Raw genomic sequence first — 26,164 nt, 5'->3', positions numbered from 1 at the left:
CTTGCAGTGTAATTTCATGCAGGAGGAGCCTGGGCAACCCTATTTGCTTGACCACGCCCAACTGAGAGTTCTATTCCATGAGTTTGGGCACTGCTTGCAACAAGTACTGACAAGCGCCGAGCACCGTGAGGTTTCGAGTTCGTCTGGCTACGGGCGCGACACTTCGGAGTTTATTGGCGAGTTCCTTGAGCAGTGGTGCTTCCAGCCAGAAGTACTCACTTGGCTGTCCCGCCATCATCAGACGGGTGAGCGTCTGTCGGACGGCTTGGCGCATAGGCAAGTGAGCCATCTCTCCATTCAAACGTGCTGGGACACGGCCGAGTTATTGATGGCTGCCCTATTCGATTTCGAATTGCACAGGACCTGGGGCGACGGGCGCAGCATTGAGCAGGTCTTCGACGATGCCGCCGTGCAAGTCGGGTATTTGACCGAGCTGTCCGGCCTGCGCCCGGTCAATCAGCTGACCCATATCATGCAAGGCTATGAGGCCAACCTATATTCCTACCGGTGGTCCGGTGTCCTCGCAAAAGAAGCTTTTTCAAGGTTTCTGCGTGAGGGGGTGTTCAGCCCGCAAGCGGGGCGTGCTTTTCGGGAGACCGTATTGGCCCCAGGTAATTCGCGGCCATTGTGCGAGTCATTGCAGGTGTTTCTCGGTGTGACGCCGGGCATCTTGCTCCAGGGGCAGGAGCCACTTGCTCATTAGGCCCTTGGTCAGCGTTGTGTGCTATTTCTGGATATTTTGTGGCTGAAACGATTCGTCTGATGCTTAGGCTGCTATCATTTCGTAACTATTTATTACCGCTGCGTTCTATTTCCTAGGGTCCTTTTGGCCCAATTCGCTGCCCAAACCACAAGCCACTCCCAGAAGTGGCTAAAAAACCGTGACCACATGATGAGGTGCCACCATGTCTGATCAAGATCGAGACAACCCCCGGCGTGACTTTTTGCGCAAATCCTTGACCTTGATCCCGGTGGTCACGGTTGCCAGTACCGGCCTTGGCGGCTCGATGCTGATGGCCACGCCGGCGCCTGCCCAGGCCAGCCCGGCCAAGGCCCCCGCCAGTGAAAAGGCCTACGAGCCCAGCTACTTCACGGCTGAGGAATGGGCCTTTATCAACGCCGCCGTCGCGCGCTTGATTCCTGCCGATGCCCAAGGCCCAGGCGCCCTGGAGGCCGGTGCGCCGGAATACATCGACCGTCAGATGAACACTCCTTACGCCAGTGGTGCCCTGTGGTTCATGCAAGGCCCGTTCAATGCCGACGCGCCGCCCGAGATGGGCTGGCAGAGCAAACTGGTGCCCAAGGAGATTTATCGCCTGGGTATCGCTGCCACGGATTCCTGGTCGAAAGCGTTCAACGGTAAAGCATTTGCTGGGCAAGACAGCGCTACCCAGGATGATTTGCTACGCCGCCTGGAGGCTGGCGGTGCCGAAAGCGGCGAGCATTTCGCGGCGGTACCGCCGAAGATTTTCTTCAACTTGTTGCTGCAAAACACCAAGGAAGGGTTCTTCTGCGACCCGATCCACGGCGGCAACAAAGGCATGGTCGGCTGGACCATGATCGGCTTCCCCGGCGCCCGCGCCGATTTCATGGATTGGGTTGAACGCAACGAGCAATACCCCTTCCCGGCTGTTTCCATCCGTGGCGAGAGGGCATAAACGTGGCGACCATCATGAAGAAAGTGGATGCAGTCATTGTCGGCTTCGGCTGGACCGGCGCGATCATGGCCAAGGAGTTGACCGAAGCGGGCTTGCACGTGGTAGCGCTGGAGCGCGGCCCGATGCAGGACACTTACCCGGACGGTAATTACCCGCAAGTGATCGATGAACTGACCTACAGCGTGCGTAAGAAACTCTTCCAGGACGTCTCCAAGGAAACCGTGACCATTCGCCATAGCGTGAATGACATCGCCTTGCCCAACCGCCAGTTGGGCGCCTTTCTGCCGGGTAACGGCGTGGGCGGCGCGGGCCTGCACTGGTCGGGCGTGCATTTTCGGGTCGATCCCATCGAGCTGCGCATGCGCAGCCACTACGAAGAGCGCTACGGCAAAAACTTCATACCCAAGGACATGACCATCCAGGACTTCGGCGTCAGCTACGAAGAGCTGGAACCGTTCTTTGACTACGCCGAAAAAGTCTTCGGCACCTCCGGCCAGGCCTGGACCGTGAAAGGCCAACGGGTGGGTGAAGGCAAGGGCGGCAACCCTTACGCGCCGGATCGCTCCAGCCATTTCCCACTGGAGTCGCAGAAAAATACCTACTCGGCGCAGCTGTTCCAGAAGGCCGCCGCCGATGTGGGCTACAAGCCCTACAACCTGCCTTCGGCCAATACATCAGGGCCCTACACCAACCCCTACGGCGCGCAGATGGGGCCGTGCAATTTCTGCGGATTTTGCAGCGGCTATGTCTGCTACATGTACTCCAAAGCATCGCCCAACGTGAACATCCTGCCGGCGTTGCGCCAGGTGCCGAACTTTGAGCTGCGGCCCAATTCCCACGTACTCAAGGTCAATCTCGACAGCACCAAGCGCAAGGCTACCGGCGTGACCTATATCGACGCCCAGGGCCGCGAGATCGAGCAACCGGCAGACCTGGTGATTCTCGGCGCGTTCCAGTTCCACAACGTGCGCCTGATGCTGCTCTCGGGCATTGGCAAACCCTACGACCCGATCACTGGCGAAGGGGTGGTGGGCAAGAACTTCGCCTACCAGAACATGGCCACCATCAAGGCCTACTTCGACAAAGACGTGCACACCAACAACTTCATCGGCGCTGGCGGCAATGGCGTGGCGGTGGACGACTTCAACGCCGACAACTTCGATCATGGGCCCCACGGTTTCGTCGGCGGCTCGCCGATGTGGGTCAACCAGGCGGGCAGCCGGCCGATTGCCGGCACCTCCAACCCGCCGGGTACACCGGCCTGGGGCAGCGCGTGGAAGCGCGCCACGGCCGATTACTACACCCACCAGGTGTCGATGGACGCCCACGGCGCCCATCAATCCTACCGGGGCAACTACCTCGATCTGGACCCGGTGTACCGTGATGCCTACGGCCTGCCGCTGCTGCGCATGACCTTCGACTGGCAGGAAAACGACATCAAGATGAACCGCTTCATGGTCGAGAAAATGGGCAAGATCGCCGAAGCGATGAACCCCAAGGCGATTGCCGTGTTCGGCAAAAAAGTCGGCGAACACTTCAACACTGCGTCCTACCAGACTACCCACCTCAACGGCGGCGCGATCATGGGCACCGACCCGAAAACCAGTGCTGTGAACCGCTATTTGCAGTGCTGGGATGTTCACAACGTGTTTGTGCCGGGCGCATCAGCTTTCCCACAAGGGCTGGGCTACAACCCTACGGGCCTGGTGGCTGCGCTGACCTACTGGTCGGCCCGGGCGATTCGCGAGCAATACCTCAAGAACCCCGGCCCGCTGGTTCAGGCATAAGGAGCGACGACCATGAAAGCATTTGTTATCGCGACCCTGGCCCTGATCAGCAGTTGCTCGGTGAGCGCCGCGCAAACGGATCTGATCAAACAAGGCGAATACCTGGCCCGCGCCGGCGACTGCGTGGCCTGCCACACCGCCAAGGGCGGCAAGCCGTTTGCCGGTGGCCTGCCGATGGAAACCCCGATCGGCGTGATCTACTCCACCAACATCACCCCGGACAAAAGCGGCCTGGGGGACTACAGCTTTGAAGACTTCGACAAGGCCGTGCGCCACGGTGTCGCCAAAAACGGTAGTACGCTTTACCCGGCGATGCCCTACCCGTCTTACGCACGTGTCAGCGAAACCGATATGCAGGCGTTGTATGCGTACTTCATGAAAGGTGTGGAGCCGGTCGCCCAGCAGAACCAGGACAGCGATATTCCCTGGCCTCTGAGCATGCGTTGGCCGCTGGCTGCATGGCGCTGGATGTTCGCACCCGAGGTGGCGGGCTATCAGGCCCAGGCCGGTGCCGACCCGGTGATCAGCCGTGGCGCCTACCTGGTGGAAGGTCTCGGCCACTGTGGCGCCTGCCACACGCCTCGGGCCCTGACCATGCAGGAAAAGGCCCTGAGTGCGTCTGAAGGTGCGGCGTTCCTGTCCGGCAGTGCGCCGTTGGAAGGCTGGATCGCCAAAAGCCTGCGCGGCGACCACAAGGACGGCCTGGGCAGTTGGAGCGAAGAGCAACTGGTGCAATTCCTCAAGACCGGTCGCAGTGATCGCAGCGCGGTGTTTGGCGGCATGAGCGATGTGGTCGTCCACAGCATGCAGTACATGTCGGAAGATGACCTGACGGCTATCGCCCGTTACCTCAAGAGCCTGCCGGCGGTGGACCCCGAGGATCAGCCGCATCAGTACGACAAACAGGTGGCCGAGGCGCTGTGGAAGGGCGATGACAGCCAGCCGGGCGCTGCGGTGTATATCGACAACTGCGCGGCCTGCCATCGTACCGATGGCCATGGCTACACCCGGGTGTTCCCGGCGCTGGCGGGCAACCCGGTGTTGCAGACGGCCGATGCCACGTCGCTGATCAATATTGTGTTGCATGGCGGCACCCTGCCGGCTACTCACGCCGCGCCTTCCACCTTCACGATGCCGGCGTTTGCCTGGCGGCTGTCGGATCAGGAAGTGGCGCAGGTGGTCAGCTTCATTCGCGGCAGTTGGGGTAACCAGGGGGCGCCGGTCAAGGCCAGCGATGTGGCAGACTTGCGCAAAAACCACAGCGAGTGACGAGCAGGTTCTGATTTGGCGTTTGCCGCCCAATGGCACTGGTCAGATGCGCTGCGCCTCGATACTGTATATAAAAACAGTATCGAGGTGCTTTTATGTCCACTCCTCTGCCGCCGCGCGGGCGAGGCACCGCCACCAACCTGCATAATCGCTTCGCACCCACGGTGAGCGTGACCGAGGATGACGGCTGGTATCAGGAAGTCCCGCCGACCCAGGGCACCGAAGTGCGCATCGAGACGGCGAAGACCATCATCACCCGCAACACCTCGCCGGACCTGCCGTTCGACCGCTCGATCAACCCTTACCGGGGGTGTGAGCATGGGTGCATTTATTGTTATGCGCGGCCCAGCCACGCCTATTGGGACATGTCCCCGGGCCTGGATTTCGAAACCAAACTGATTGCCAAGACCAACGCCGCCGATGTGCTGGAGCAGCAACTGTCCAAGCCCGGCTATACCTGTGCACCGATCAACCTGGGTTCCAACACGGATCCATACCAGCCCATCGAGCGCGAGTACAAGATCACCCGGCAAATCTTGCAAGTGCTGTTGCGCTATCGTCACCCGGTGACCATCGTGACCAAGGGCTCGCTGATCCTGCGTGACCTTGACCTGCTCACCGAGCTGGCCCGGCAGCGGCTGGTGGCGGTGATGATCAGCCTCACCAGCCTGGACGATGAGCTCAAGCGTATCCTGGAACCGCGCACGGCGGCGCCCAAGGCGCGCCTGCGGGCGATCCGGGTGATGCGCGAGGCGGGCATCCCGGTGGGCGTGCTGTGTTCGCCGATGATTCCAATGATCAACGACAGCGAGCTGGAAAGCCTGCTGGCCGAGGCTCATGCTGCCGGCGCACAGAGCGCGGCCTATATGATGCTGCGCCTGCCCCTTGAAGTGGCGCCGCTGTTCGAGGAGTGGTTGGCGGCCCATTACCCGCAACGGGCCGCCCATGTGATGAGCCTGGTGCGCCAGGTGCGTGGTGGTGAAGTCTACGACAGCCGCTTCGGTGTACGCATGCGCGGCGAGGGGCCGTTTGCTGATCTGCTGGCACAGCGATTTGCCAAGGCGATCAAGCGCTTGGGGCTCGATCGGCGGGAAGGGTACAACCTCGATTGCAGTGCATTCTGTCCACCCGGCAGGCAGCTGGCTTTGTTGTAGACTGACACAAATACGTGGGTAGCCCGGCGAGGGTGGTCGCGTTTTGACATCACTGAAAGCAGCGAGCTAGAGCGGTTCATTCAGTTTGAGTTAAGTTTCGGCAGCTACCTTGTTTATCGAGTGACCCATGGGTCGGCGCTACGAATCGTGCGTCGAGCTGAACTGCAAAACTCTCCTGCGCCAACAAGAGGATGAATCATGAGTGACAAGGATAAACAGCCGTTGGCTGCGTCGGCTTCAGCCCCTTACGAGGCGGAGTCTGCCGGTGCAGCGCTGCAGCACATCGTTGACGGCTTTTTGCATTTCCATAACGAGGTCTTTCCCCAGCAGGAAGAACTCTTCAAGAAACTCGCCACGGCCCAGAGCCCACGAGCGATGTTTATCACCTGTGCCGATTCGCGCATTGTTCCCGAGCTGATCACCCACAGCTCCCCAGGCGACCTGTTCGTGACCCGTAATGTGGGCAACGTCGTACCGCCTTATGGGCAGATGAACGGCGGTGTTTCCACGGCCATCGAGTACGCGGTATTGGCCCTGGGCGTGCAGCACATCATTGTGTGCGGCCACTCCGATTGTGGCGCGATGCGGGCGGTGCTCAACCCCCAGAGCCTGGAAAAAATGCCCACGGTCAAAGCCTGGCTGCGCCACGCCGAAGTTGCCAAGACCATGGTCCAGGACAACTGCGACTGCGCCAACGAAGGTGAAAGCATGCAGGTGTTGACGGAAGAAAACGTCATTGCCCAGCTGCAACATTTGCGCACCCACCCTTCCGTGGCCTCGCGCATGGCCAACGGTCATTTGTTTATCCATGGCTGGATCTACAACATCGAGACCAGCGAAATCAAAGCCTACGATGCTGACCAGGCCACGTTCCTGCCGTTGAACGGCGTCGGGCCAATCCCTTCGGCGACGCCAAAAGCGCGCTTCTAACACATTCCCCTGCCGGGTAACGCGATGGCTGCCATGGATGCAGCCAGGCCTTGCCATGCCCGGCGAATGCCTCGGGAGAGTCATCATGCGTGCAGCTCAATTAAAAACAGTGCTGCCACGGGAGCTGTTGGCTTCGGTGGTGGTGTTTCTGGTGGCCTTGCCCTTGTGCATGGGGATCGCCATCGCATCGGGTATGCCACCGGCCAAGGGCCTGATCACCGGGATCATTGGTGGCCTGGTGGTGGGCTGGCTGGCCGGTTCACCCCTGCAAGTCAGCGGCCCGGCGGCCGGCCTGGCGGTGCTGGTGTTCGAGCTGGTGCGCCAACACGGCATGCTTATGCTCGGGCCGATCCTGCTGTTGGCGGGCTTCCTGCAATTGGTGGCCGGGCGCCTGCGCCTGGGTTGTTGGTTCCGGGTGACGGCGCCGGCAGTGGTCTATGGCATGTTGGCGGGGATTGGGGTGTTGATTGTCCTGTCGCAAATGCATGTGATGCTCGATGGCGCGCCCAAGCCGTCTGGGCTGGATAACCTTGCTGGCTTCCCCGCAGCAGTGGCCCAGGCCATTCCCAGTCTCGGCTGGCAAGCCGGTCTGCTGGGGTTATCGACGATTCTGGTGATGTGGTTGTGGGATAAATTTCGTCCGCAAAAACTGCGTTTTGTACCGGGTGCGTTGCTGGGTGTCGGCCTGGCGACAGCAGCCAGCCTGCTGCTGGCCTTGCAGGTCAAGCGCGTGGAAGTGCCAGAAAACCTCGCCGATGCCATCGACTGGCTCCGCCCCAGCGACCTGCTGAACCTGGCCGACCCCAACCTGCTGATCGCTGCTTTCGCGGTGGCCTTTATTGCCAGTGCCGAAACCTTGCTCTCGGCGGCGGCTGTGGATCGGATGCACAACGGCCAGCGCTCGGACTTCGACAAGGAATTGTCTGCCCAGGGTGTAGGCAACATGCTCTGCGGGCTGGTGGGTGCACTGCCCATGACGGGGGTGATCGTGCGCAGTTCGGCCAACGTCCAGGCGGGCGCAACCACGCGTCTGTCGGCGATGTTCCACGGCCTCTGGCTGCTGGCCTTCGTGCTGCTACTGTCGAGCGTGCTGCAAAGCATTCCGGTGGCGAGCCTGGCGGGTGTGCTGGTGTACACCGGGATCAAGCTGGTGGACCTCAAGGCGTTCCGTGGCCTGGCGCGCTATGGTCGGATGCCGATGTTCACCTACGCTGCCACGGCCTTGGCGATCATCTTCACCGACTTGCTGACGGGTGTGCTGGTGGGCTTCGGCCTGACCCTGGTGAAACTGGCGTGGAAGGCTTCGCGCTTGAAAATCAGCCTGATCGACTTGCCCCAGGACGGTGAAATGGAGTTGCGGTTGATAGGCGCGGCGACCTTTCTCAAGGTGCCCGCATTGACCCAGGTACTGGCGACAGTGCCGGCGGGAAGCACCGTGCATGTGCCGCTCAATAACCTGAGCTATGTGGATCATTCGTGCCTGGAGTTGCTGGAGGAATGGGGGCGGGCCAATGCGGCCAAGGGCTCGAAGTTGGTGATCGAGGCGCGCGGGTTGAAGCGTCGGTTGGAAGGCCGGATACGCACCACGACCCGGATCGGCTCTGCCCCGCAGTTGGCTGACGAAACCGGCTAAAAAATGTGGGAGCGGGCTTGCTCGCGAAGGCGTAGTGTCAGTCACCAGCTACTTGGCTGACACACCGCATTCGCGAGCAAGCCCGCTCCCACATTTGTTCTATGTCAGGCAGGAAAACTCAGGCCGGCTGATCCAGCTCCAACTCCACACCCAACTGGCGCGACAGGCACGGCCAGCGCTTCCACGCGGCTTCCGTTGCCGGGCTTTTGAGTTGCTCGCGATAGGCTTCGACGGACTCCAGGGCGAAGCTCTCTTCATTGAGCATTTCATCCACCGCCAGGTGCACGGCCTCGTCCAGCTGATTGGCGAAATCTTCACCGATCAGTTGGTGGGCAATCACGTTGGCCACGGTGGTGTCCGCAGGAATCAACGGCTGGCCGAAATGCTTGATATACAGATCGTTTACTTCTTCTACCAGCCGGTGGGCCAGGTAGGCTTCGTCCAGCAGGCCGTTCAGGCCTTCATGAGCCGCCAGGATGGCGGGCGGCTGGAGAAAGAAATGCTCGGCGATTTTCAGCACCGGCTTGATCTGGCTTTCAATCCCGGCTTCCCGGGCCACGTCGTTGGCGGCATCCAGCAGGTCCGGGACCTGATCGATGTAGGCGGTGACGAAACGCGTCATCACGGCATTACGATCACCCTCGGCCAGGGAAATGGCCGAGTGCAGGTGGGGTAACTGAGCGTCCAGTTGTTTAGCCAATTGGCCGGTGGACGCTTCATGTTGATGGGCACGGGAAATCTGCTCGCGCAATGCGGCGGTGTTCATGAAAGCTCCAGGAATACGGGCGTAGGAAAGGGGACTGCATAAGGTAGCTCGTTTATACGAGCCCCTAAGACGCATTTGTCATAATTATTTCATGGTTATGCGCCGCTGTTATATCGAAATGCCATCGTTCGTCGGATAGGCCCTGAATATGCTGGCCGGCTAGCGCCGTTCGTCTCTTTTTACTGATTTGCCCCCACACATTGCGGGGTCGCAGTCGCTGTCTATACTCGGGTTTGTACGTAATTAGCTGATGACGCCCGACTGCATTAGGCAGGCAAGGCTTGGCGGATGTAAGCAGTTTGGAAGCCGCCCCCTTGGCCGCAGGTGCAAACCGGCGGGATAACAAGAACGATAAGGGGAACCCGCAATGACGCGACATCCACATGTTTGGATGGGCTTACTCTTGTGGTCAGTATTCAGCCAGGCGCAGGCCGCCTGGACGGTGAATATGGCACCAGGGGCCACTGAAGTCAGTCACGCCGTGTTCGACCTGCACATGACCATTTTCTGGATCTGTGTGGTGATCGGCATCATCGTGTTTGGCGCCATGTTCTGGTCGATGATTGTGCATCGACGCTCTACGGGCCAGGTGGCGGCCAAGTTCCACGAAAGTACCACGGTCGAGATTCTCTGGACCGTCGTGCCCCTGCTGATCCTCGTCGCCATGGCCATTCCGGCGACCAAGACCCTGATCAACATCTACGACAGCAGTGAGTCGGATATCGATATCCAGGTCACCGGCTACCAGTGGAAGTGGCACTACAAATACCTGGGCCAGGACGTCGAGTTCTTCAGCAACCTGGCCACCCCCGCCGAGCAGATCCAGAACAAGGCCATCAAGGGCGAACACTACCTGCTGGAAGTCGACCAGCCGCTGGTGCTGCCGGTGGGCGCCAAGGTGCGCTTTTTGGTGACCGCGGCCGACGTGATCCATTCCTGGTGGGTGCCAGCGTTTGCGGTCAAGCGCGATGCCATCCCCGGCTTCGTCAACGAGGCCTGGACCCGGGTCGAGAAGCCCGGCATCTACCGTGGCCAGTGCGCAGAGCTGTGCGGCAAGGACCACGGGTTCATGCCCATCGTAGTCGAGGTCAAGTCCAAGGCCGACTACGAAACCTGGCTCGGCGAGCGCAAGGTCGAGGCTGCCAAGCTCAAGGAGCTGACCTCCAAGGAGTGGACACTTGAAGAGCTGGTGGCGCGTGGCGACAAGGTCTACCACACCACCTGCGTGGCCTGTCACCAGGCCGAAGGCCAGGGCCTGCCGCCGATGTTCCCGGCGCTCAAGGGCTCGAAAATCGCCACCGGACCTGCGGCAGATCACCTGAGCATCGTCTACCACGGCAAGCCCGGCACCGCGATGGCGGCGTTCGGCAAGCAGCTGTCGGAAGTCGATATTGCGGCGGTCGTGACCTACGAGCGCAACGCCTGGGGCAACAACAAAGGCGACATGGTCACGCCTAAAGACGTGCTGGCCATCAAACAGGCGGAAAGCAAATGAACCTCTTCATTGCGTATGCCCTGAACCGCCCCGCCCATCCGCTTGCAGGAGAACGGCCATGAGCACTGTGATCGACGACCACGGTCATGCCGCTGACCACGCCCACGGCCCCGCCAAGGGCTTGATGCGCTGGGTGCTGACCACCAACCACAAAGATATCGGGACCATGTACCTGTGGTTCAGCTTCGCCATGTTCCTGCTCGGCGGTTCGTTCGCCATGGTGATCCGGGCCGAGTTGTTCCAGCCAGGTTTGCAGATCGTCGAGCCGGCATTCTTCAACCAGATGACCACCATGCACGGCTTGATCATGGTGTTTGGCGCGGTGATGCCGGCGTTTGTCGGCCTGGCCAACTGGATGATCCCGCTGATGATCGGCGCGCCGGACATGGCCTTGCCACGTATGAACAACTTCAGCTTCTGGCTGCTGCCGGCGGCGTTCCTGCTGCTGGTCTCGACCCTGTTTTCCCCGGGCGGCGGGCCGAATTTCGGCTGGACCTTCTACGCCCCGCTCTCCACCACCTATGCCCCGGAAAGCGTGACGTTCTTTATCTTCGCCATCCACCTGATGGGGATCAGCTCGATCATGGGCGCGATCAACGTGGTCGCCACCATCCTCAACCTGCGTGCGCCCGGCATGACCTTGATGAAGATGCCGCTGTTTGTCTGGACCTGGCTGATCACCGCGTTCTTGCTGATCGCGGTGATGCCGGTACTGGCCGGTTGCGTGACCATGATGCTGATGGATATCCACTTCGGCACCAGCTTCTTCAGCGCCGCCGGTGGTGGTGACCCGGTATTGTTCCAGCATGTGTTCTGGTTCTTCGGCCACCCCGAGGTGTACATCATGATCCTGCCGGCCTTCGGTGCTGTCAGTTCGATCATCCCGACCTTCTCGCGCAAGCCGCTGTTTGGCTACACCTCGATGGTCTACGCCACGGCAAGCATCGCGTTCCTGTCGTTTATCGTGTGGGCGCACCATATGTTCGTGGTGGGCATTCCGCTGGTGGGCGAGTTGTTCTTCATGTACGCCACGTTGCTGATCGCCGTGCCCACCGGGGTCAAGGTGTTCAACTGGGTCAGCACCATGTGGCAAGGCTCGCTGACCTTCGAGACGCCGATGCTGTTTGCCGTGGCCTTCGTGATCCTGTTCACCATCGGCGGCTTTTCCGGGCTGATGCTGGCCATCGCCCCGGCGGATTTCCAGTATCACGACACCTACTTTGTGGTGGCGCACTTCCATTACGTACTGGTGCCTGGGGCGATCTTCGGGATCTTCGCCTCGGCCTACTACTGGCTGCCGAAATGGACCGGCCACATGTACGACGAAACCCTGGGCAAGCTGCATTTCTGGCTGTCGTTCGTGGGGATGAACATGGCGTTCTTCCCGATGCATTTCGTCGGGCTGGCCGGCATGCCGCGCCGGGTGCCGGACTACAACCTGCAGTTCGCCGACTTCAATATGGTGTCGTCGATTGGCGCCTTCATGTTTGGCGCCACGCAGATTTTCTTCCTGTTTATCGTGATCAAGTGCATCCGTGGCGGCAAGCCGGCGCCGGCCAAGCCGTGGGATGGTGCCGAAGGGCTGGAGTGGAGCATTCCTTCGCCGGCGCCGTACCACACCTTCACCACGCCGCCGGAGGTCAAATGAACAGCGGCCGCCCACCTGTAGGAGCGAGCTTGCTCGCGAAGGGCGTGAACGATAACGCGGGTTGCCTGGATAAACGCGGCGCGCTCTGGTTTTTCGCGAGCAAGCTCGCTCCTACAGAACCGTCACGCGGGGGTGGGCGCCATGGCTGATTCCGTGCCCCTCAACCGCCTGGTCACGCGCCTGCTGATTCTGGTGCTGGCGATGTTCGCCTTTGGCTTTGCCCTGGTGCCGATCTACGACGTGATGTGCAAGGCGTTCGGTATCAATGGCAAGACCGCCGGGCAGTACGAAGGCTCGCAAGTGGTCGATCCGTCGCGCCAGGTGCGGGTGCAGTTCCTGTCGACCAATGCCATCGATATGGTCTGGGAATTCCACTCCAAGGCCGACGAAATCGTGGTCAACCCTGGCGCGGTCAACGAGATGGTGTTCGTGGCCTTCAACCCCAGCAACAAGCCGATGACGGCCCAGGCGATCCCGAGTATTTCCCCGGCCGAAGCGGCGATGTACTTCCACAAGACCGAGTGTTTTTGCTTCACCCAGCAAGTGCTGCAGCCGGGGGAGCGCATCGAGATGCCGGTGCGCTTCATTGTCGATCGCGACATGCCCAAGGATGTGAAGCATTTGACCCTGGCGTACACGCTGTTCGATATCACTGCGCGCCAACCGCCCGTGGCTGTCCATACCGGCGGCTAGGCGTGCCTGCGGGCTCGATTAGGAGAACGGATACATGTCGACTCATGATACGTACTACGTACCAGCGCAAAGCAAGTGGCCAATAATTGCCACGTTTGGGCTGCTGATCACCGTGTATGGCCTGGGATTGTGGTTCAACGACCTCAAGGCTGCGCGCCCGGAATCCCACGGGCCGCTGATCTTTTTCGTCGGCAGCCTGCTGCTGGCCTACATGATGTTTGGCTGGTTTGGCGCAGTGATCAAGGAAAGCCGTGCCGGCCTCTACAGCGCGCAGATGGACCGCTCGTTCCGCTGGGGCATGACCTGGTTCATCTTTTCCGAGGTGATGTTTTTTATCGCGTTCTTCGGCGCGCTGTTCTATGTGCGGCATCTGTCGGCGCCGTGGTTGGCCGGTGAAGGCTCCAAGGGCATTGCGCACATGCTGTGGCCGAATTTCGAGTTCGCCTGGCCGTTGCTCAACAACCCGGACCCCAAGCTGTTCCCGGCGCCTGAAGGCACCATCAGCCCGTGGGGCTTGCCGCTGGTCAACACCATCTTGCTGGTGAGCTCCAGCGTGACCATCACCATCGCCCACCACGCCTTGCGCAAGGGCCATCGCGGCGCGCTGAAAATCTGGTTGGCGCTCACCGTGTTGCTGGGGGTGGCGTTCCTCGGGTTCCAGGCCGAGGAATATATCCACGCCTATAAAGAGCTCGGCCTGACCCTGGGCTCCGGGGTGTATGGCGCGACCTTCTTCATGTTGACCGGGTTCCACGGTGCCCACGTAACCATCGGCACGATTATTTTGTTCGTGATGCTGATGCGCATCCTCAAGGGGCATTTCAATGCCGAGCACCAGTTCGGCTTTGAGGCGGCCAGTTGGTATTGGCACTTTGTGGATGTGGTGTGGATCGGTTTGTTTTTCTTTGTCTACGTGCTGTAGCGGGTTTACCAGGGCGCGTGGGACACCAGCTGGCCGCTGAAGAACCCCCAGGTGATCAGCACCAGGGTAATCACGGCCAGCACCACGCGCACGGTCAAGGCAGTGACAAGACGATTGGAGTGGCCTTCGTCCTTGACCAGAAAGAACAAGCCACTGAACAGGCTCACAACGGTAGCGATCAGCATCAGGGCAATAGCGGCTTTGAGCATGGTCAGGCTCCAGGGCTCTTTTTTTGAGGGGCGGGCAATGAGATTCAGTATAGCCAGCGCTGCATCGATCTTCGCGGCAACGCCATGAAACGCTTTCGCCCCGGGATTGCGCCGACGCTGGTGGTGCTCGTGCTGCTGCCGTTGATGGTGTTTCTCGGTTTCTGGCAACTGTCCCGTGGCCAGGAAAAACAGGCGCTGCTCCAGAGTTACGCCGAGCGCCGGGCGGCACCGCCTATCAGTGTTGAACAGTTGGATGCGGTGGCTGATCCGGCCTTTCGCCGGGTGCAGTTGCGCGGGCAGCTCGACGCCAGGCACAGCGTATTACTGGATAACCGCATGCGTGACGGCAAGGCCGGCGTCGAGTTGCTGCAACCCTTTCATGACCAGGCCAGCGGCCAGTGGCTGTTGCTCAATCGAGGCTGGCTGGCGTGGCCGGATCGACGCACGCCGCCGGCCTTCACCACGCCCGACCAGCCTTTGAACATCAACGCCTGGGTGTATGTCGCGCCAGGCGAGACGTTCCAGTTGCATGCCGACCCGGCAGCCGCGCAATGGCCGCGCTTGTTGACGGCGCTACATCCACAGGCGCTTTGGGCTGAGTTGGACCGTAGCGGGTTTGCCTTTGAACTGCGGGCCGAAGCCGGCCCCGCGACCTATGAAACCCAGTGGTCGGTAGTGGCCATGGGGCCGGAAAAACACGTGGGGTATGCCGTGCAGTGGTTTGCCATGGCGCTGGCGCTGCTGGGTCTTTACCTCTACCTCGGATGGCACAACGCAAGGGAGAAGCACCATGGGAGCGGCCATGAATCCACTCAACATGTCTGATACGCCAGCAGCGCCCAACCGGCGCAAGGGGCGCTGGCAATTGATCCTGATCCTGATGATGGTGATCGGCCCGATGGTGCTGGCGACCCTGATGTACAAGTGGCAGTTCTGGGTGCCGGACAATCGCAGTGATCACGGCGAGATGATCGGCAATGGCCAGACCCGTGCCGATATCGGTGTGCAGGCTGACGAGGACCGCTGGCAGCTGTTGGTGACGGCGCCTGCGGCCTGCACTGCCGATTGCCAGCAATTGGTCTACCTCGCGCGCCAACTGCAGATCGGCCTGGGCCGTGATGCGTCCCGCGCCAGTCATGCCTTGGCCAGCGCGCAGCCCGTCAGCGCCGAATACGAGACCAAGCTGAAAGCCGAATACCCGCAGTTGCAGCGTTTCCCCCTGGACCTGCCGACCTTCAAGCAAAACGCTGCCGCGCCCGGCGATGCCCAGCTGTGGATCGTCGACCCCCACGGCAACCTGGTGCTGCGCTATGACGCACGGGTCAAGGGCAAGGACTTGCTCAACGACCTGCGCCACCTGCTGAAACTGTCGAATATCGGATAAGGGCATCGTCATGGCCAAACCTGGATTTCGCCTCGCGTTGTTTGCCACGTTGCTGGCGCTGATTGTCGTGCTGCTTGGCGCCTACACCCGCCTGACCCATGCCGGCCTCGGTTGTCCGGATTGGCCGGGCTGCTACGGCTTTATCAGCGTGCCTAAAAGCGAGGCCCAGTTGGCCCATGCCGAGTTGCATTTCCCGGACACGCCGGTGGAGGCCGACAAAGGCTGGAACGAGATGATCCACCGCTATGCGGCGGGCACCCTGGGGCTGCTGATCGCGTTGCTGGCCACCCGCGCCTGGACCCATCGCCGGCATCCGGGGCAGCCCTTGAAGCTGCCGCTGTTCCTGCTGGCGGTGGTCTTCGCCCAGGCGGCCTTTGGCATGTGGACAGTGACACTCAAGCTCTGGCCGCAGGTGGTCACCGGGCATTTGCTGGGTGGGTTTGCGACGTTGAGCCTGCTGTTCTTGCTGACCCTGCGTTTGTCCGGGGTGTTGCCGGCGCTGATCGTACCCAGGCGCTTGCAGTACTGGGCCACGGCTGGCTTGGTATTGGTGATCGGGCAGGTGGCCCTGGGTGGTTGGGTCAGCTCCAACTATGCGGCGGTGGCCTGTATCGACTTGCCGACCTGTCATGGGGAGTGGTGGCCGGCGGCGGACTTTGCCAATGGCTTTCACCTGACCCAGCATATCGGCCCCAACTATCTGGGCGGGCAACTGGACAGCGACGCACGCACGGCGATTCACCTGACCCATCGCATGGGCGCGCTGGCGGTCACCGTGGTGCTGCTGGGGCTGGCCTGGCAGCTCAAGGCGGTGGGCATGACGCGCCTTGCCGGGTTGCTGCTGGTGGCGCTCGCGGTACAGATCGGCCTGGGCCTGAGCAATGTGTACTTTCATTTGCCGCTGCCGGTGGCAGTCGCCCATAACGCCGGCGGTGCTGCGTTGTTGCTAACCCTGGTTTTGGTCAATTACCACGCCCGTACCAGCCTGGTCCGGGTCCGCCATCAAGTGCCGTTCGGTTGGCGCTTCAGCCCGCGTAAACACGTTTCGGGCCTGACCACCCTTAAAGGAGAGATGCCATGGCGACCTTGATTGGCGAGCGTCACAGCCAGGCGATCTGGCGTGACTATTTGGAGCTGACCAAGCCCAAGGTGGTGGTGTTGATGCTCATCACCTCGCTGGTGGGCATGTTTCTCGCCACCCGCGCCGGTGTGCCGTGGACGGTGCTGATCTTTGGCAACCTGGGGATTGCCCTGTGTGCCGGTGGCGCGGCAGCGGTCAACCATGTGGTGGATCGACGGATTGACGCGGTCATGGCGCGCACCCATAAGCGGCCCCTGGCCGAGGGGCGGGTTTCGCCGGCCGCCGCGCTGACCTTTGCCCTGGCGCTGGCCGTGGCCGGGCTGGCGTTGCTGCTGGCGTTTACCAACCCATTGGCGGCCTGGCTGACGCTGGCTTCGTTGCTGGGCTACGCGGTGATCTATACCGGCTTTCTCAAGCGCGCGACACCGCAGAACATCGTGATCGGCGGCCTGGCTGGCGCCGCGCCGCCTTTGCTCGGGTGGGTGGCGGTCACCGGCCATGTCAGCGCCGAGCCACTGTTGCTGGTACTGATCATCTTCGCCTGGACCCCGCCGCACTTCTGGGCCCTGGCCATTCATCGCAAGGAGGAATACGCCAAGGCCGATATCCCGATGCTGCCGGTGACCCACGGTGAGCACTACACCAAAGTGCATATCCTGCTCTACACCTGCGCGTTGCTGGCAGTGAGCCTGATGCCCTATGTGATCCATATGAGCGGGCTGTTGTACCTCGGTTGCGCACTGGTTCTGGGCGCGCGCTTTCTGCAATGGGCCTGGGTGCTGTACCGTGGCAGTCGGCCGCACGCGGCGATCAATACCTTCAAGTACTCTATCTGGTACCTGTTCCTGCTATTTATCGCCCTGCTCGTAGACCACTACTTATTGTTGAACCTATGACTCGAACTCAAAAAACTGTCTTTATCCTGGTGGCCCTGGTGGCGTTGATCATGGGCCTGACCGTCAACAAAGTACTGTCCGGCAAGGACCAGGGCGACCCGACGGCGCTGATCGACGCAGGCATTATCCTGTTGCCGCAAAGCCGCCAACTGCCGCCCGTGACCATGACCAACCAGGACGGCCAGCCAGTGCTGGTCAATGAGTTGAAGGGAAAGTGGAGTGTGCTGTTCTTCGGTTATACCTTCTGCCCGGACATCTGCCCGACCACCCTCGCCCAACTGCGCCAGATCAAGAGCGAGCTGCCCAAGGACGTGGTGGATAAGCTGCAGGTGATCCTGGTCAGCGTTGATCCGCATCGCGATACCCCGACGCAGCTCAAGCAATACCTGGGCTACTTCGATCCGCAATTTGCAGGCCTGACCGGCGCGAATGTGGAGGATGTGCAGAAGGTGTCGAATGCGGTGAGCATTCCGTTCATTCCAGCCGATACCAGCAAGCCGAACTATACGGTCGACCATAGCGGCAACCTGGCGCTGATCGGCCCGGATGGCACCCAGCGTGGGTTTATCCGCGCGCCGTTGAACAACCAGAAGCTGGTGGCGCAGTTGCCGGGGTTGTTGCAGCGCAACTAGTTCTGGAGCAAATCCAGCCGACAACACAGATCAACTGTGGGAGCTGGCTTGCCTGCGATAGCGTCAGGTCAGCCAGCCTTTTGGTCGCTGATCCACCGCTATCGCAGGCAAGCCAGCTCCCACATTCGATCTCCAGTGTTTTGGAGACAGTGCTCGATCAGAACGCCGGCAGAATCGCGCCTTTGTACTTCTCGTTGATGAATTTCTTCACTTCTGGGGTGTGCAGGGCTTTGACCAGCTTTTGCACCGCGTCCGAATCCTTGTTGTCCTCACGGGTCACCAGGATGTTGACGTAAGGCGAGTCGCTGCCTTCGATCGCCAGGGCATCCTTGGAGGGATCCAGCTTGGCTTCCAGGGCGTAGTTGGTGTTGATCAGCGCCAGGTCGACCTGGGTCAGCACGCGCGGCAGGGTGGCGGCTTCCAGTTCGCGGAATTTCAGGCCTTTTTCGTTGCCGGTGATGTCCTTGATGGTCGACAGGATATCGGTCGGGTTCTTCAAGGTGATCAGGCCCTTGCTGGCCAGCAGCAACAGCGCGCGGCCGCCGTTGGTGGCGTCGTTGGGGATGACCACGTTGGCGCCGTTTGGCAGCTCGGCCAGGGTCTTGTACTTGCTGGAGTACGCGCCCAGGGGTTCCAGGTGCACGCCGGCCACACTCACAAGGTGAGTGCCCTTGGCCTTGTTGAACTCATCCAGGTACGGCTGGTGCTGGAAGAAGTTGGCGTCCAGGCGCTTCTCGGCCACTTGTACGTTCGGCTGCACGTAGTCGGTGAACACTTTGACCTTCAGGTCCACGCCTTGCGCGGCCAGGGCCGGCTTCACGAATTCAAGGATCTCGGCATGCGGCACCGGTGTGGCGGCGACCGTCAGGGTCTCGGCGGCATGGGCGGAAAACGCGGCAACCGCGGCGAAAGCAACCAGTAGTTTTTTCATCCAACAAGCTCCTTGTTCGGGCATCTGCCGGCGGGGGCCGGCAATGGCCGTTATTTTCGTGAGTAGTGTGTCACCAGCTTATCGCCGATGGTTTGCAGAATCTGTACCAGCACAATCAACATCACCACGGTGACGACCATCACGTCATCCTGGAAACGCTGGTACCCATAACGGATCGCCAGGTCGCCCAGGCCACCGGCACCCACCACACCCGCCATGGCGGTGTAGCCCACCAGGGCAATGGCGGTCACGGTGATTGCTGCAATGATGCCGGGCTTTGCCTCGGGCAGCAGCGCCTTGGTGATGATCTGCCGGGTGGTCGCGCCCATGGCCTGGGTCGCCTCGATGATGCCGCGATCGACCTCGCGCAGGGCGGTTTCCACCAGCCGGGCGAAGAACGTCGAAGCGCCTACCACCAGCGGTGGAATGGCGCCGGCGACACCCAGCGAAGTGCCCGTGAGGAACACCGTCGTCGGGATCATCACAATCAGCAGGATGATAAACGGCAGGGAGCGGATGGCGTTGACCACGAAGGCCAGGGCGGCATAGGTGGTTTTCTGCTCCAGCAACTGCCGTGGGCTGAACAGAAACAGCAGGATGCCCAGCGGCAGGCCCACCAGTACGGTGAAAAACAGCGAGGTGCTGAGCATCAGCATGGTGTCGCTGGTGGCCACCCAGATATCAGCCCAGTCGACGTTGTCGAAATAATGCAGTAACACGTCCATTAACGCAGGACCTCCATGTGCACATCGGCTGCGGTAAAGCGTGCGAATGCCGCTTCCATGTCACCGCCGGTGATGGCCAGGGTCAGTTGCCCGTAAGGGGTATCTTTTATGTGGTCGATGCGACCGGCAAGGATGCTGTAGTCCACGCCCGTTTCGCGGGCTACGGTACCCAGCAGTGGCGCGTAGGTCGCTTCGCCCTGGAACGTCAGGCGTACGATGCGCCCAGGTACATGGGCGAAGACATCACGCTGCTCGCCTTCATCGACTTGCTCGGCTTCCTGCACGAACCGTTTGGTGGTCGCGTGCGTGGGGTGCAGGAACACCTGGGCAACCGGGCCTTGCTCGACGATCACACCGGCATCCATCACCGCGACCTGGTCGCAGACACGGCGGATCACGTCCATTTCATGGGTGATCAACACGATCGTCAGGTTCAGCTCGCGGTTGATCTCGGCCAGCAGTTGCAGGACCGAGGCGGTGGTCTGCGGGTCAAGGGCGCTGGTGGCCTCGTCGCACAGCAGGATCTTGGGCTTGGTGGCCAGGGCGCGGGCGATGCCGACGCGCTGCTTCTGGCCGCCGGACAACTGCGCCGGGTACTTCTTGGCGTGGTCGGCCAGGCCGACACGGTCCAGTAGTTCGGCCACGCGTGCATCGATCTCGCGGCGCGACAACTCGCCCGCCAGGGTCAGCGGCAGCGCGACGTTGTCGGCGACGGTCTTGGAGGCCAGCAGGTTGAAGTGCTGGAAGATCATCCCGACCTGTTGCCGGAAACGGCGCAGGCCGTTGGCATCCAGGGCGGTGACTTCTTCGCCGTCGACCTTGATCTGGCCGCCCGAAGGTTCTTCCAGACGGTTTATCAGGCGCAGCAGAGTACTTTTTCCCGCACCAGAGTGGCCAATCAGGCCGAACACCTGGCCGTTCTCGACGCGCAGGCTGGTGGGGTGCAGTGCGGGGATATCCTTGCCGGCGACCCGGTAGGTTTTATGGACGTTATGAAACTCGATCACGTAGCGAACCTTGTGGGGCGCATTGAAAAGGGATCAGCGGTTAGCCGGGCGCGCATTTTAGCCTGTCCATCTAGTGTTTCTTAGCATTTATTTCGTATTCAACCAGTGATTTGGCAATAACGCGATCAAAGGTCATAAAAAAGGAACGGTCAAAAACCGTGTCAGTCACTACTTAGGCAACTCGACTTCCCAGGTGCCGTGCCTGGGGTTTTGCTCAAACGAGCCAGGGACCGCTCTGGCCTACGCAAACGAGGAGTTTTGTCTGATGAGTACCAAGAAACCCGCAAGGGCGGCCAAGAGCGAGCTTGCCGGCACCGATACCCTGGACCGTGGCAACACCAATGCCAAGCTGCAAAGCCTGGAAAAATTCCGTTCCGACGCCACTGGCCAGGCGCTGCGCACCAATCAGGGGGTGAAAATCTCCGATAACCAGAACAGCCTGAAGGCCGGCGCTCGCGGGCCTTCGCTGCTGGAAGATTTCATCATGCGTGAAAAGATCACGCACTTTGACCACGAGCGTATTCCGGAGCGCATCGTGCACGCCCGCGGTGTGGGGGCTCATGGTTACTTTCAATCCTACGAGAACCATTCGGCGCTGACCAAGGCCGGTTTCCTACGCGACCCTGGGCATAAAACGCCGGTATTCGTACGCTTTTCCACAGTGCAAGGGCCGCGCGGTTCGGGCGATACCGTGCGCGATGTGCGCGGCTTTGCGGTGAAGTTCTACACAGAGGAAGGCAACTTCGATCTGGTCGGCAACAACATGCCGGTGTTCTTTATCCAGGACGCCATCAAGTTCCCGGACTTTGTCCATGCGGTAAAACCCGAGCCCCATAACGAAATGCCCACGGGCGGTTCGGCTCACGATACGTTCTGGGACTTTGTGTCGCTGGTACCGGAATCGGCGCATATGGTGATCTGGGCCATGTCCGACCGGGCGATCCCGAAAAGCCTGCGCAGTATGCAGGGGTTTGGCGTGCACACCTTTCGCCTGATCAATGCCGAAGGCCAGTCCAACTTCGTCAAGTTTCATTGGCGTCCTACGGTGGGCACCTGCTCGTTGGTGTGGGATGAGGCGCAAAAACTCGCAGGCAAGGACACTGACTTCCACCGACGTGACTTGTGGGAGTCCATCGAGGGCGGTGACTACCCCGAGTGGGAGCTGGGGGTGCAGGTCATTCCTGAAGAAAACGAGCATAAGTTCGATTTCGATATTCTTGACCCGACCAAGCTGATCCCCGAAGAGCTGGTGCCGATCATGCCGCTGGGCAAGATGGTGCTCAATCGCAACCCGGACAACTATTTTGCCGAGACCGAGCAGGTGGCTTTCTGCCCTGGTCATATCGTGCCGGGTATCGACTTCTCCAATGACCCGCTGTTGCAAGGTCGGCTGTTTTCCTACACCGATACGCAGATCAGTCGTCTAGGTGGCCCGAACTTTCATGAGTTGCCGATCAATAGGCCAGTAGCGCCGTTTCATAACGGCCAGCGTGATGCGATGCACCGCTCCACCATCGACAAGGGGCGTGCGTCCTACGAGCCGAACTCGATCGATGGCGGCTGGCCGAAAGAAACCCCGCCGGCAGCGCAAGACGGCGGTTTCGAGTCCTACCCGGAGCGCATCGACGCGCACAAGATTCGCCAGCGCAGTGAGTCTTTCGGCGATCACTTTTCCCAGGCGCGCCTGTTCTTCAACAGCATGAGCCAGCACGAGCAGGAGCACATCATCGCGGCCTACAGCTTTGAACTGGGCAAGGTCGAGCGTGAGTTTATCCGGGCGCGCCAGGTGAATGAGATCCTGGCCAATATCGATCTGGGACTGGCCAAGCGCGTGGCGCAGAACCTGGGCCTGCCAGCGCCGAAAAAAGGCACCGTGCCGGTGCGCAAGACTGCGCCAGAGCGCTCGCCGGCCTTGAGCCAGGCCAACCTGCTGTCGGGGGATATCAAGACGCGCAAGGTGGCGATCCTGGCGGCCAACGGTGTTGATGGTGTCGCGATTGCTGCACTGAAAAAGGCGCTGGCCGCGCAAGGTGCCCATGCCAAATTGCTGGGGCCGACCTCGGCGCCGGTGACCACCGCAGACGGTAAGAGCCTGGTGGTGGATGCTTCGATGGAAGGCTTGCCGTCGGTCGCGTTCGACGCAGTGTTTGTGCCGGGTGGGGCGAAGTCGATCCAGACGTTGAGCGGTGATGGCGTGGCGTTGCATTACCTGCTGGAGGCGTACAAGCATTTGAAGGCGATTGCGTTGGCCGGTGAAGCGAAGCAGTTGCTGGGCGTGTTGAAGCTGGAAGCGGATGCGGGGTTGATTGTTGGCGGGGATGCCAAGGCGTTGAAGGCGTTTTTTGTGGCAATTGCCCAGCATCGGGTTTGGGAGCGCGAGCCTCGGGCCAAGGCGGTTCCAGCCTGATCTTGTAGGAGCCAGCTTGCTCGCGAAGACCGCCAACGATAGCGCAGGGCTGTCAGTTAGCCTGCGGTGGCTATTGGTTTTTCGCGAGCAAGCTCGCTCCTACAGGGGTTGGCGTCAGTCCGCCTTGCGCGGAATCAGCACAACCTGGGCCGGAATATGCTTGAGGATCTGCCGGTGGATCTTCAGGTCGTAGCCTGAGTCGAGGCGTTTCACCCGCTTGGTCAGCAGCGTGTTCAGCCACGGGTAATCCTCGGTGCGCGGCACCTGGATGCTCACATCACACTGGTAATTCACCACATCGGTGGCGATGGCATCCAGTTGATGGCGCAACTCCTGAATATCCGTGAGGTTCAGCGCAACCGTGGTGCTCTCGGCAGTGGGGTCGATCACCTTGGCCGGTGGCTTGGCTTCGGCGGCCTTGAGGGCGGCTTCGGCTTTATCCAGCTCGGCCTTGCGTGCGTGGGCGATGGCGCTGTTGACCCCACCCGTCAGCGCTGGCGCCTTGGGCATCAAGGCGCGGGCGCGGCTCAGGGCGGTGGCGGCGGCGTTGACATCACCTTTTTGCAGGACGATCTGGCTGCGCTGCAAATAGGCTTCGGCCAACTGACGTTGATAAGGCTCCAGGGCCGGGTCGTCGGGCGACTGGGCCTGCAACGCAGCCAGTTGGTCCTCGGCGGTGGCCAGCTCGCTGCTGGCCAGGTTTTGTTCCAGTTGTGCAATGGCCGCAGCGCGCGCATCCGGAACCTCAGGGGCGACGGGCGGGGTGCTTTGGCAGGCGCCCAGCAGCAGGGAAAATGCGGCAAGGAGCAGATAACGGGAGGTGAACGGCTTCATTCCTGCGACTCTCTAATTGCGCAAAAAGCGAGCAAGTCTACACCCCTCGACGGGGCAGGACAAAACTCAGCAGAAACAGTGCGGCGGCCGTGACCACAATCGACGGCCCGGCCGGGGTGTCCTTGAACCAGGACAGCGCCAGGCCGCCACACACGGCAAGCATCCCCAGCAGACTGGCGCCGACCGCCATCTGTTCCGGCGAGCGTGCATGACGCTGGGCGGCGGCGGCGGGGATGATCAATAGCGACGTGATCAACAATACGCCGACAATCTTCATTGCGACAGCAATCACCACGGCAATCAGCAACATCAGGGTCATGCGCAGTGCTGGCACAGGCAAGCCTTCGACGGTGGCCAGTTGTTCGTGGACGGTAATTGCCAGCAGCGGGCGCCACAGGGCCACCAACAGGATCAATACAGCAGCGCTGCCGCCGAGAATCCAGGCCAGGTCCGTGGGGCTGATCGCCAGCAGGTCGCCGAACAGATAGGCCATCAGGTCGATACGCACTTCGTGCATAAAGCTCAGGACTACCAGGCCCAGGGACAGCGTGCTGGGCGCGAGGATCCCCAGCAGGGTGTCCGACGCCAGGGGCTGGCGCTGTTGCAGGGTCACCAGCAGCACGGCGAGCAGCAGGCAGCCGACGGTCACTGCGATGGTCGGGCTGACGTCCAGCAAAAAGCCCAGGGCCACGCCGAGCAGGGCCGCGTGGGACAAGGTATCGCCAAAGTAGGCCATGCGCCGCCAGACCACGAACGAGCCCAGCGGGCCCGCCACCAGCGCCAAGGCCAAGCCTGCGAGCAGGGCGTAGAGCAGAAAATCAGCCATGCTTGCAGCTATCTCCGTGGACGTGGGTATGAGGGGCAGTCGGATCGGCAACCACGGCGCCATGCAGGTCATGGGCATGGTCGTGATGGTGGTGATAAATCGCCAGGCTCTGGGCGTTCTTGCCGAACAGCTCGACGAAGGCCGGGTCGCCGCTGACCTGTTCCGGGTGGCCGGAGCAGCAGACGTGGCGATTGAGGCATACCACCTGGTCAGTGGTGCTCATCACCAGGTGCAGATCGTGGGACACCATCAGCACGCCGCAGCCATGGCGGTCGCGCAGGCGGGTGATCAGGCTGTACAGCTCGGCCTGGCCGGCGACGTCGACGCCCTGCACGGGTTCGTCGAGTACCAGCAGCTCAGGTTCGCGCAACAGGGCGCGCGCCAGCAGGACGCGCTGCATTTCACCGCCGGAGATGCTTTGCACCGGGCTGTCGATCACCTGTTCGGCGCCGACTTCCTTGAGCGCGGCCAGGGCCCGGGCGCGATCCACGCCAGGCACCAGGCGCAGGAAGCGCAGCACCGACAACGGTAAAGTCGGGTCGACGTGCAATTTTTGTGGCATGTAGCCGATGCGCAGCCTGGGCTTGCGCCAGACACTGCCGCTGTCGGGCTTGAGCAGGCCCAATACCGCACGCACTAGCGTGGTCTTGCCGGCGCCGTTGGGGCCGATCAGGGTCACGATCTGCCCTGGCTCGACGCTCAGGTGAATGTTGTCCAGCACGTTCTGGCCGGCGAACGAGACCCCGACCTGTTCCAGGCGGATTAGCGCAGTGCTCATCAAGCCCCCTGGCAGCCCGAGCAGATACCCACCACTTCGACGGTCTGCCCTTCGACCCGAAAGCCCACATCGCTGGCGCTCTTGATAATCGCGTCGCTGATGCTTTTTTGTTCAAGTTCGATGGCGGCGTGGCATTCGCGGCAGATCAGGAACTGGCCCTGGTGCGCATGCTCCGGGTGATTGCAGCCGACAAAGGCGTTCAACGAGGCGATGCGGTGCACCAGGCCGTTTTCCAGCAGGAAGTCCAGCGCACGGTACACCGTCGGCGGCGCGGCGCGGCGGCCGTCCTGCTCGCTGAGCACGCCGAGAATGTCGTAGGCGCCCAGCGGTTTGTGGCTCTGCCACACCAGTTCCAGCACCCGCCGGCGCAGGGCCGTCAGGCGCAGGCCTTGGCGTGCGCACAGGGCGTCGGCCTCTGACAGTGCGGTGTGTACGCAGTGAGAGTGGTCGTGGGGACGGCTGGCAAGCGGTGTTTTAGGCATGAGCGGCGACAGATTTT

26 protein-coding genes are annotated in these 26,164 nt (G+C 61.2%); 17 read left to right on the top strand and 9 right to left on the bottom strand.

The genetic code is table 11. The features are described from left to right. Positions 1 to 16 precede the first annotated feature (16 nt). The 7 genes from BFQ03_RS30970 to BFQ03_RS03180 all read left to right on the top strand — a co-directional run bounded on the left by BFQ03_RS30970 (position 17) and on the right by BFQ03_RS03180 (position 8,431). Positions 17 to 703: a M3 family metallopeptidase gene (locus BFQ03_RS30970; protein WP_345788446.1), complete on the top strand. Its 687-nt coding sequence runs from the start codon at positions 17 to 19 to the stop codon at positions 701 to 703. A gap of 202 nt (positions 704 to 905) precedes the next feature. Then, a complete protein-coding gene (locus tag BFQ03_RS03205) occupies positions 906 to 1,658 on the top strand; it encodes a gluconate 2-dehydrogenase subunit 3 family protein (RefSeq protein WP_032857094.1) in 753 nt (250 codons plus the stop codon). Positions 1,659 to 1,660: 2 nt separating this feature from the next. After that, positions 1,661 to 3,445: a GMC family oxidoreductase gene (locus BFQ03_RS03200; protein ID WP_032857092.1), complete on the top strand. Its 1,785-nt coding sequence runs from the start codon at positions 1,661 to 1,663 to the stop codon at positions 3,443 to 3,445. A 12-nt stretch (positions 3,446 to 3,457) separates the two neighbouring features. Beyond that, positions 3,458 to 4,714: a cytochrome c gene (locus BFQ03_RS03195; RefSeq protein WP_032857091.1), complete on the top strand. Its 1,257-nt coding sequence runs from the start codon at positions 3,458 to 3,460 to the stop codon at positions 4,712 to 4,714. Positions 4,715 to 4,809: 95 nt separating this feature from the next. Next, positions 4,810 to 5,868, top strand: coding sequence for a PA0069 family radical SAM protein (locus BFQ03_RS03190; RefSeq protein WP_032857088.1), 1,059 nt, complete (start codon positions 4,810 to 4,812; stop codon positions 5,866 to 5,868). Positions 5,869 to 6,066: 198 nt separating this feature from the next. After that, positions 6,067 to 6,798, top strand: a complete 732-nt coding sequence (locus BFQ03_RS03185) for a carbonic anhydrase (protein WP_032857087.1) — start codon at positions 6,067 to 6,069, stop codon at positions 6,796 to 6,798. 85 nt (positions 6,799 to 6,883) lie between these two features. Further along, entirely contained in the window at positions 6,884 to 8,431 is a 1,548-nt protein-coding gene (locus BFQ03_RS03180; RefSeq protein ID WP_032857085.1) for a SulP family inorganic anion transporter, read from the top strand. A gap of 118 nt (positions 8,432 to 8,549) precedes the next feature. On the opposite strand, the gene BFQ03_RS03175 is transcribed toward BFQ03_RS03180, so the two are convergent. Then, positions 8,550 to 9,197: a hypothetical protein gene (locus BFQ03_RS03175; protein ID WP_032862631.1), complete on the bottom strand. Its 648-nt coding sequence runs from the start codon at positions 9,195 to 9,197 to the stop codon at positions 8,550 to 8,552. A gap of 367 nt (positions 9,198 to 9,564) precedes the next feature. Between BFQ03_RS03175 and coxB the strand changes: the two genes are divergently transcribed. From coxB to BFQ03_RS03155, 4 genes are all read left to right on the top strand, one after another. Next, a complete protein-coding gene (gene coxB, locus BFQ03_RS03170; protein ID WP_065942461.1) occupies positions 9,565 to 10,692 on the top strand; it encodes a cytochrome c oxidase subunit II in 1,128 nt (375 codons plus the stop codon). Positions 10,693 to 10,750: 58 nt separating this feature from the next. Then, on the top strand, positions 10,751 to 12,340 hold the full coding sequence (gene ctaD, locus BFQ03_RS03165; protein ID WP_029290313.1) for a cytochrome c oxidase subunit I: 1,590 nt from the start codon (positions 10,751 to 10,753) through the stop codon (positions 12,338 to 12,340). 141 nt (positions 12,341 to 12,481) lie between these two features. Then, positions 12,482 to 13,033 carry a cytochrome c oxidase assembly protein gene (locus tag BFQ03_RS03160; protein ID WP_032862633.1) on the top strand — a complete coding sequence of 184 codons (552 nt, stop codon included), beginning with the start codon at positions 12,482 to 12,484 and terminating at the stop codon, positions 13,031 to 13,033. Positions 13,034 to 13,067: 34 nt separating this feature from the next. Next, on the top strand, positions 13,068 to 13,955 hold the full coding sequence (locus BFQ03_RS03155) for a cytochrome c oxidase subunit 3 (protein ID WP_032862634.1): 888 nt from the start codon (positions 13,068 to 13,070) through the stop codon (positions 13,953 to 13,955). 5 nt (positions 13,956 to 13,960) lie between these two features. On the opposite strand, the gene BFQ03_RS03150 is transcribed toward BFQ03_RS03155, so the two are convergent. Beyond that, positions 13,961 to 14,164 carry a twin transmembrane helix small protein gene (locus tag BFQ03_RS03150; RefSeq protein WP_065942460.1) on the bottom strand — a complete coding sequence of 68 codons (204 nt, stop codon included), beginning with the start codon at positions 14,162 to 14,164 and terminating at the stop codon, positions 13,961 to 13,963. Between the two features lie 84 nt (positions 14,165 to 14,248). Between BFQ03_RS03150 and BFQ03_RS03145 the strand changes: the two genes are divergently transcribed. From BFQ03_RS03145 to BFQ03_RS03125, 5 genes are read left to right on the top strand one after another with little or no spacing between them, the layout of a single operon-like run. Beyond that, complete coding sequence (locus BFQ03_RS03145; protein ID WP_065942459.1) at positions 14,249 to 14,989, top strand: SURF1 family protein; 741 nt, start codon at positions 14,249 to 14,251, stop codon at positions 14,987 to 14,989. Further along, positions 14,955 to 15,548 (top strand): hypothetical protein, encoded by a 594-nt coding sequence (locus BFQ03_RS03140; protein WP_065942458.1) that lies wholly within the window; start codon positions 14,955 to 14,957, stop codon positions 15,546 to 15,548. The genes BFQ03_RS03145 and BFQ03_RS03140 overlap by 35 nt, the downstream gene beginning before the upstream one ends. 10 nt (positions 15,549 to 15,558) lie before the next feature. Continuing rightward, positions 15,559 to 16,638 carry a COX15/CtaA family protein gene (locus tag BFQ03_RS03135; protein ID WP_032862637.1) on the top strand — a complete coding sequence of 360 codons (1,080 nt, stop codon included), beginning with the start codon at positions 15,559 to 15,561 and terminating at the stop codon, positions 16,636 to 16,638. Further along, positions 16,626 to 17,525, top strand: coding sequence for a heme o synthase (gene cyoE / locus BFQ03_RS03130; protein WP_032862638.1), 900 nt, complete (start codon positions 16,626 to 16,628; stop codon positions 17,523 to 17,525). Before BFQ03_RS03135 ends, cyoE begins: the two co-directional genes overlap by 13 nt. After that, entirely contained in the window at positions 17,522 to 18,157 is a 636-nt protein-coding gene (locus tag BFQ03_RS03125; RefSeq protein ID WP_065942457.1) for an SCO family protein, read from the top strand. Before cyoE ends, BFQ03_RS03125 begins: the two co-directional genes overlap by 4 nt. Positions 18,158 to 18,314: 157 nt before the next feature. Here the strand turns inward: BFQ03_RS03125 and BFQ03_RS03120 are convergent, their stop codons facing one another. The 3 genes from BFQ03_RS03120 to BFQ03_RS03110 are packed head-to-tail and all read right to left on the bottom strand — an operon-like array spanning position 18,315 to position 20,820. Next, a complete protein-coding gene (locus BFQ03_RS03120) occupies positions 18,315 to 19,088 on the bottom strand; it encodes a MetQ/NlpA family ABC transporter substrate-binding protein (protein WP_032862640.1) in 774 nt (257 codons plus the stop codon). 50 nt (positions 19,089 to 19,138) lie between these two features. Beyond that, positions 19,139 to 19,813 (bottom strand): methionine ABC transporter permease, encoded by a 675-nt coding sequence (locus tag BFQ03_RS03115; protein ID WP_029290333.1) that lies wholly within the window; start codon positions 19,811 to 19,813, stop codon positions 19,139 to 19,141. Next, positions 19,813 to 20,820 carry a methionine ABC transporter ATP-binding protein gene (locus BFQ03_RS03110; RefSeq protein ID WP_032862641.1) on the bottom strand — a complete coding sequence of 336 codons (1,008 nt, stop codon included), beginning with the start codon at positions 20,818 to 20,820 and terminating at the stop codon, positions 19,813 to 19,815. Before BFQ03_RS03110 ends, BFQ03_RS03115 begins: the two co-directional genes overlap by 1 nt. 193 nt (positions 20,821 to 21,013) lie before the next feature. On the opposite strand from BFQ03_RS03110, the gene katE reads away from it, so the two are divergent. Then, the gene (gene katE / locus BFQ03_RS03105; protein ID WP_275656691.1) at positions 21,014 to 23,227 is read left to right on the top strand and encodes a catalase HPII; all 2,214 of its coding nucleotides are present in this window, start codon (positions 21,014 to 21,016) and stop codon (positions 23,225 to 23,227) included. A 114-nt stretch (positions 23,228 to 23,341) separates the two neighbouring features. Here katE and BFQ03_RS03100 read toward each other — a convergent pair whose 3' ends face one another. Genes BFQ03_RS03100 through zur form a run of 4 tightly spaced genes read right to left on the bottom strand, consistent with a single transcriptional unit; the run spans position 23,342 to position 26,159 of the window. Further along, positions 23,342 to 24,061, bottom strand: coding sequence for a PA5502 family lipoprotein (locus BFQ03_RS03100; RefSeq protein ID WP_032862643.1), 720 nt, complete (start codon positions 24,059 to 24,061; stop codon positions 23,342 to 23,344). A 37-nt stretch (positions 24,062 to 24,098) separates the two neighbouring features. Further along, the gene (gene znuB, locus BFQ03_RS03095) at positions 24,099 to 24,887 is read right to left on the bottom strand and encodes a zinc ABC transporter permease subunit ZnuB (protein WP_029290341.1); all 789 of its coding nucleotides are present in this window, start codon (positions 24,885 to 24,887) and stop codon (positions 24,099 to 24,101) included. After that, positions 24,880 to 25,665 (bottom strand): zinc ABC transporter ATP-binding protein ZnuC, encoded by a 786-nt coding sequence (gene znuC, locus BFQ03_RS03090; protein ID WP_065942455.1) that lies wholly within the window; start codon positions 25,663 to 25,665, stop codon positions 24,880 to 24,882. Before znuC ends, znuB begins: the two co-directional genes overlap by 8 nt. Then, positions 25,665 to 26,159 carry a zinc uptake transcriptional repressor Zur gene (gene zur / locus BFQ03_RS03085; RefSeq protein WP_174553319.1) on the bottom strand — a complete coding sequence of 165 codons (495 nt, stop codon included), beginning with the start codon at positions 26,157 to 26,159 and terminating at the stop codon, positions 25,665 to 25,667. Before zur ends, znuC begins: the two co-directional genes overlap by 1 nt. Positions 26,160 to 26,164: the final 5 nt, after the last annotated feature.

This window comes from Pseudomonas sp. 25 R 14 (assembly GCF_900004755.1).
GTDB classification, from domain to species: domain Bacteria; phylum Pseudomonadota; class Gammaproteobacteria; order Pseudomonadales; family Pseudomonadaceae; genus Aquipseudomonas; species Aquipseudomonas brenneri.
Note: the sequence above shows the minus strand (reverse complement) of the source record. Positions and strands in the feature narration are given on the sequence as shown.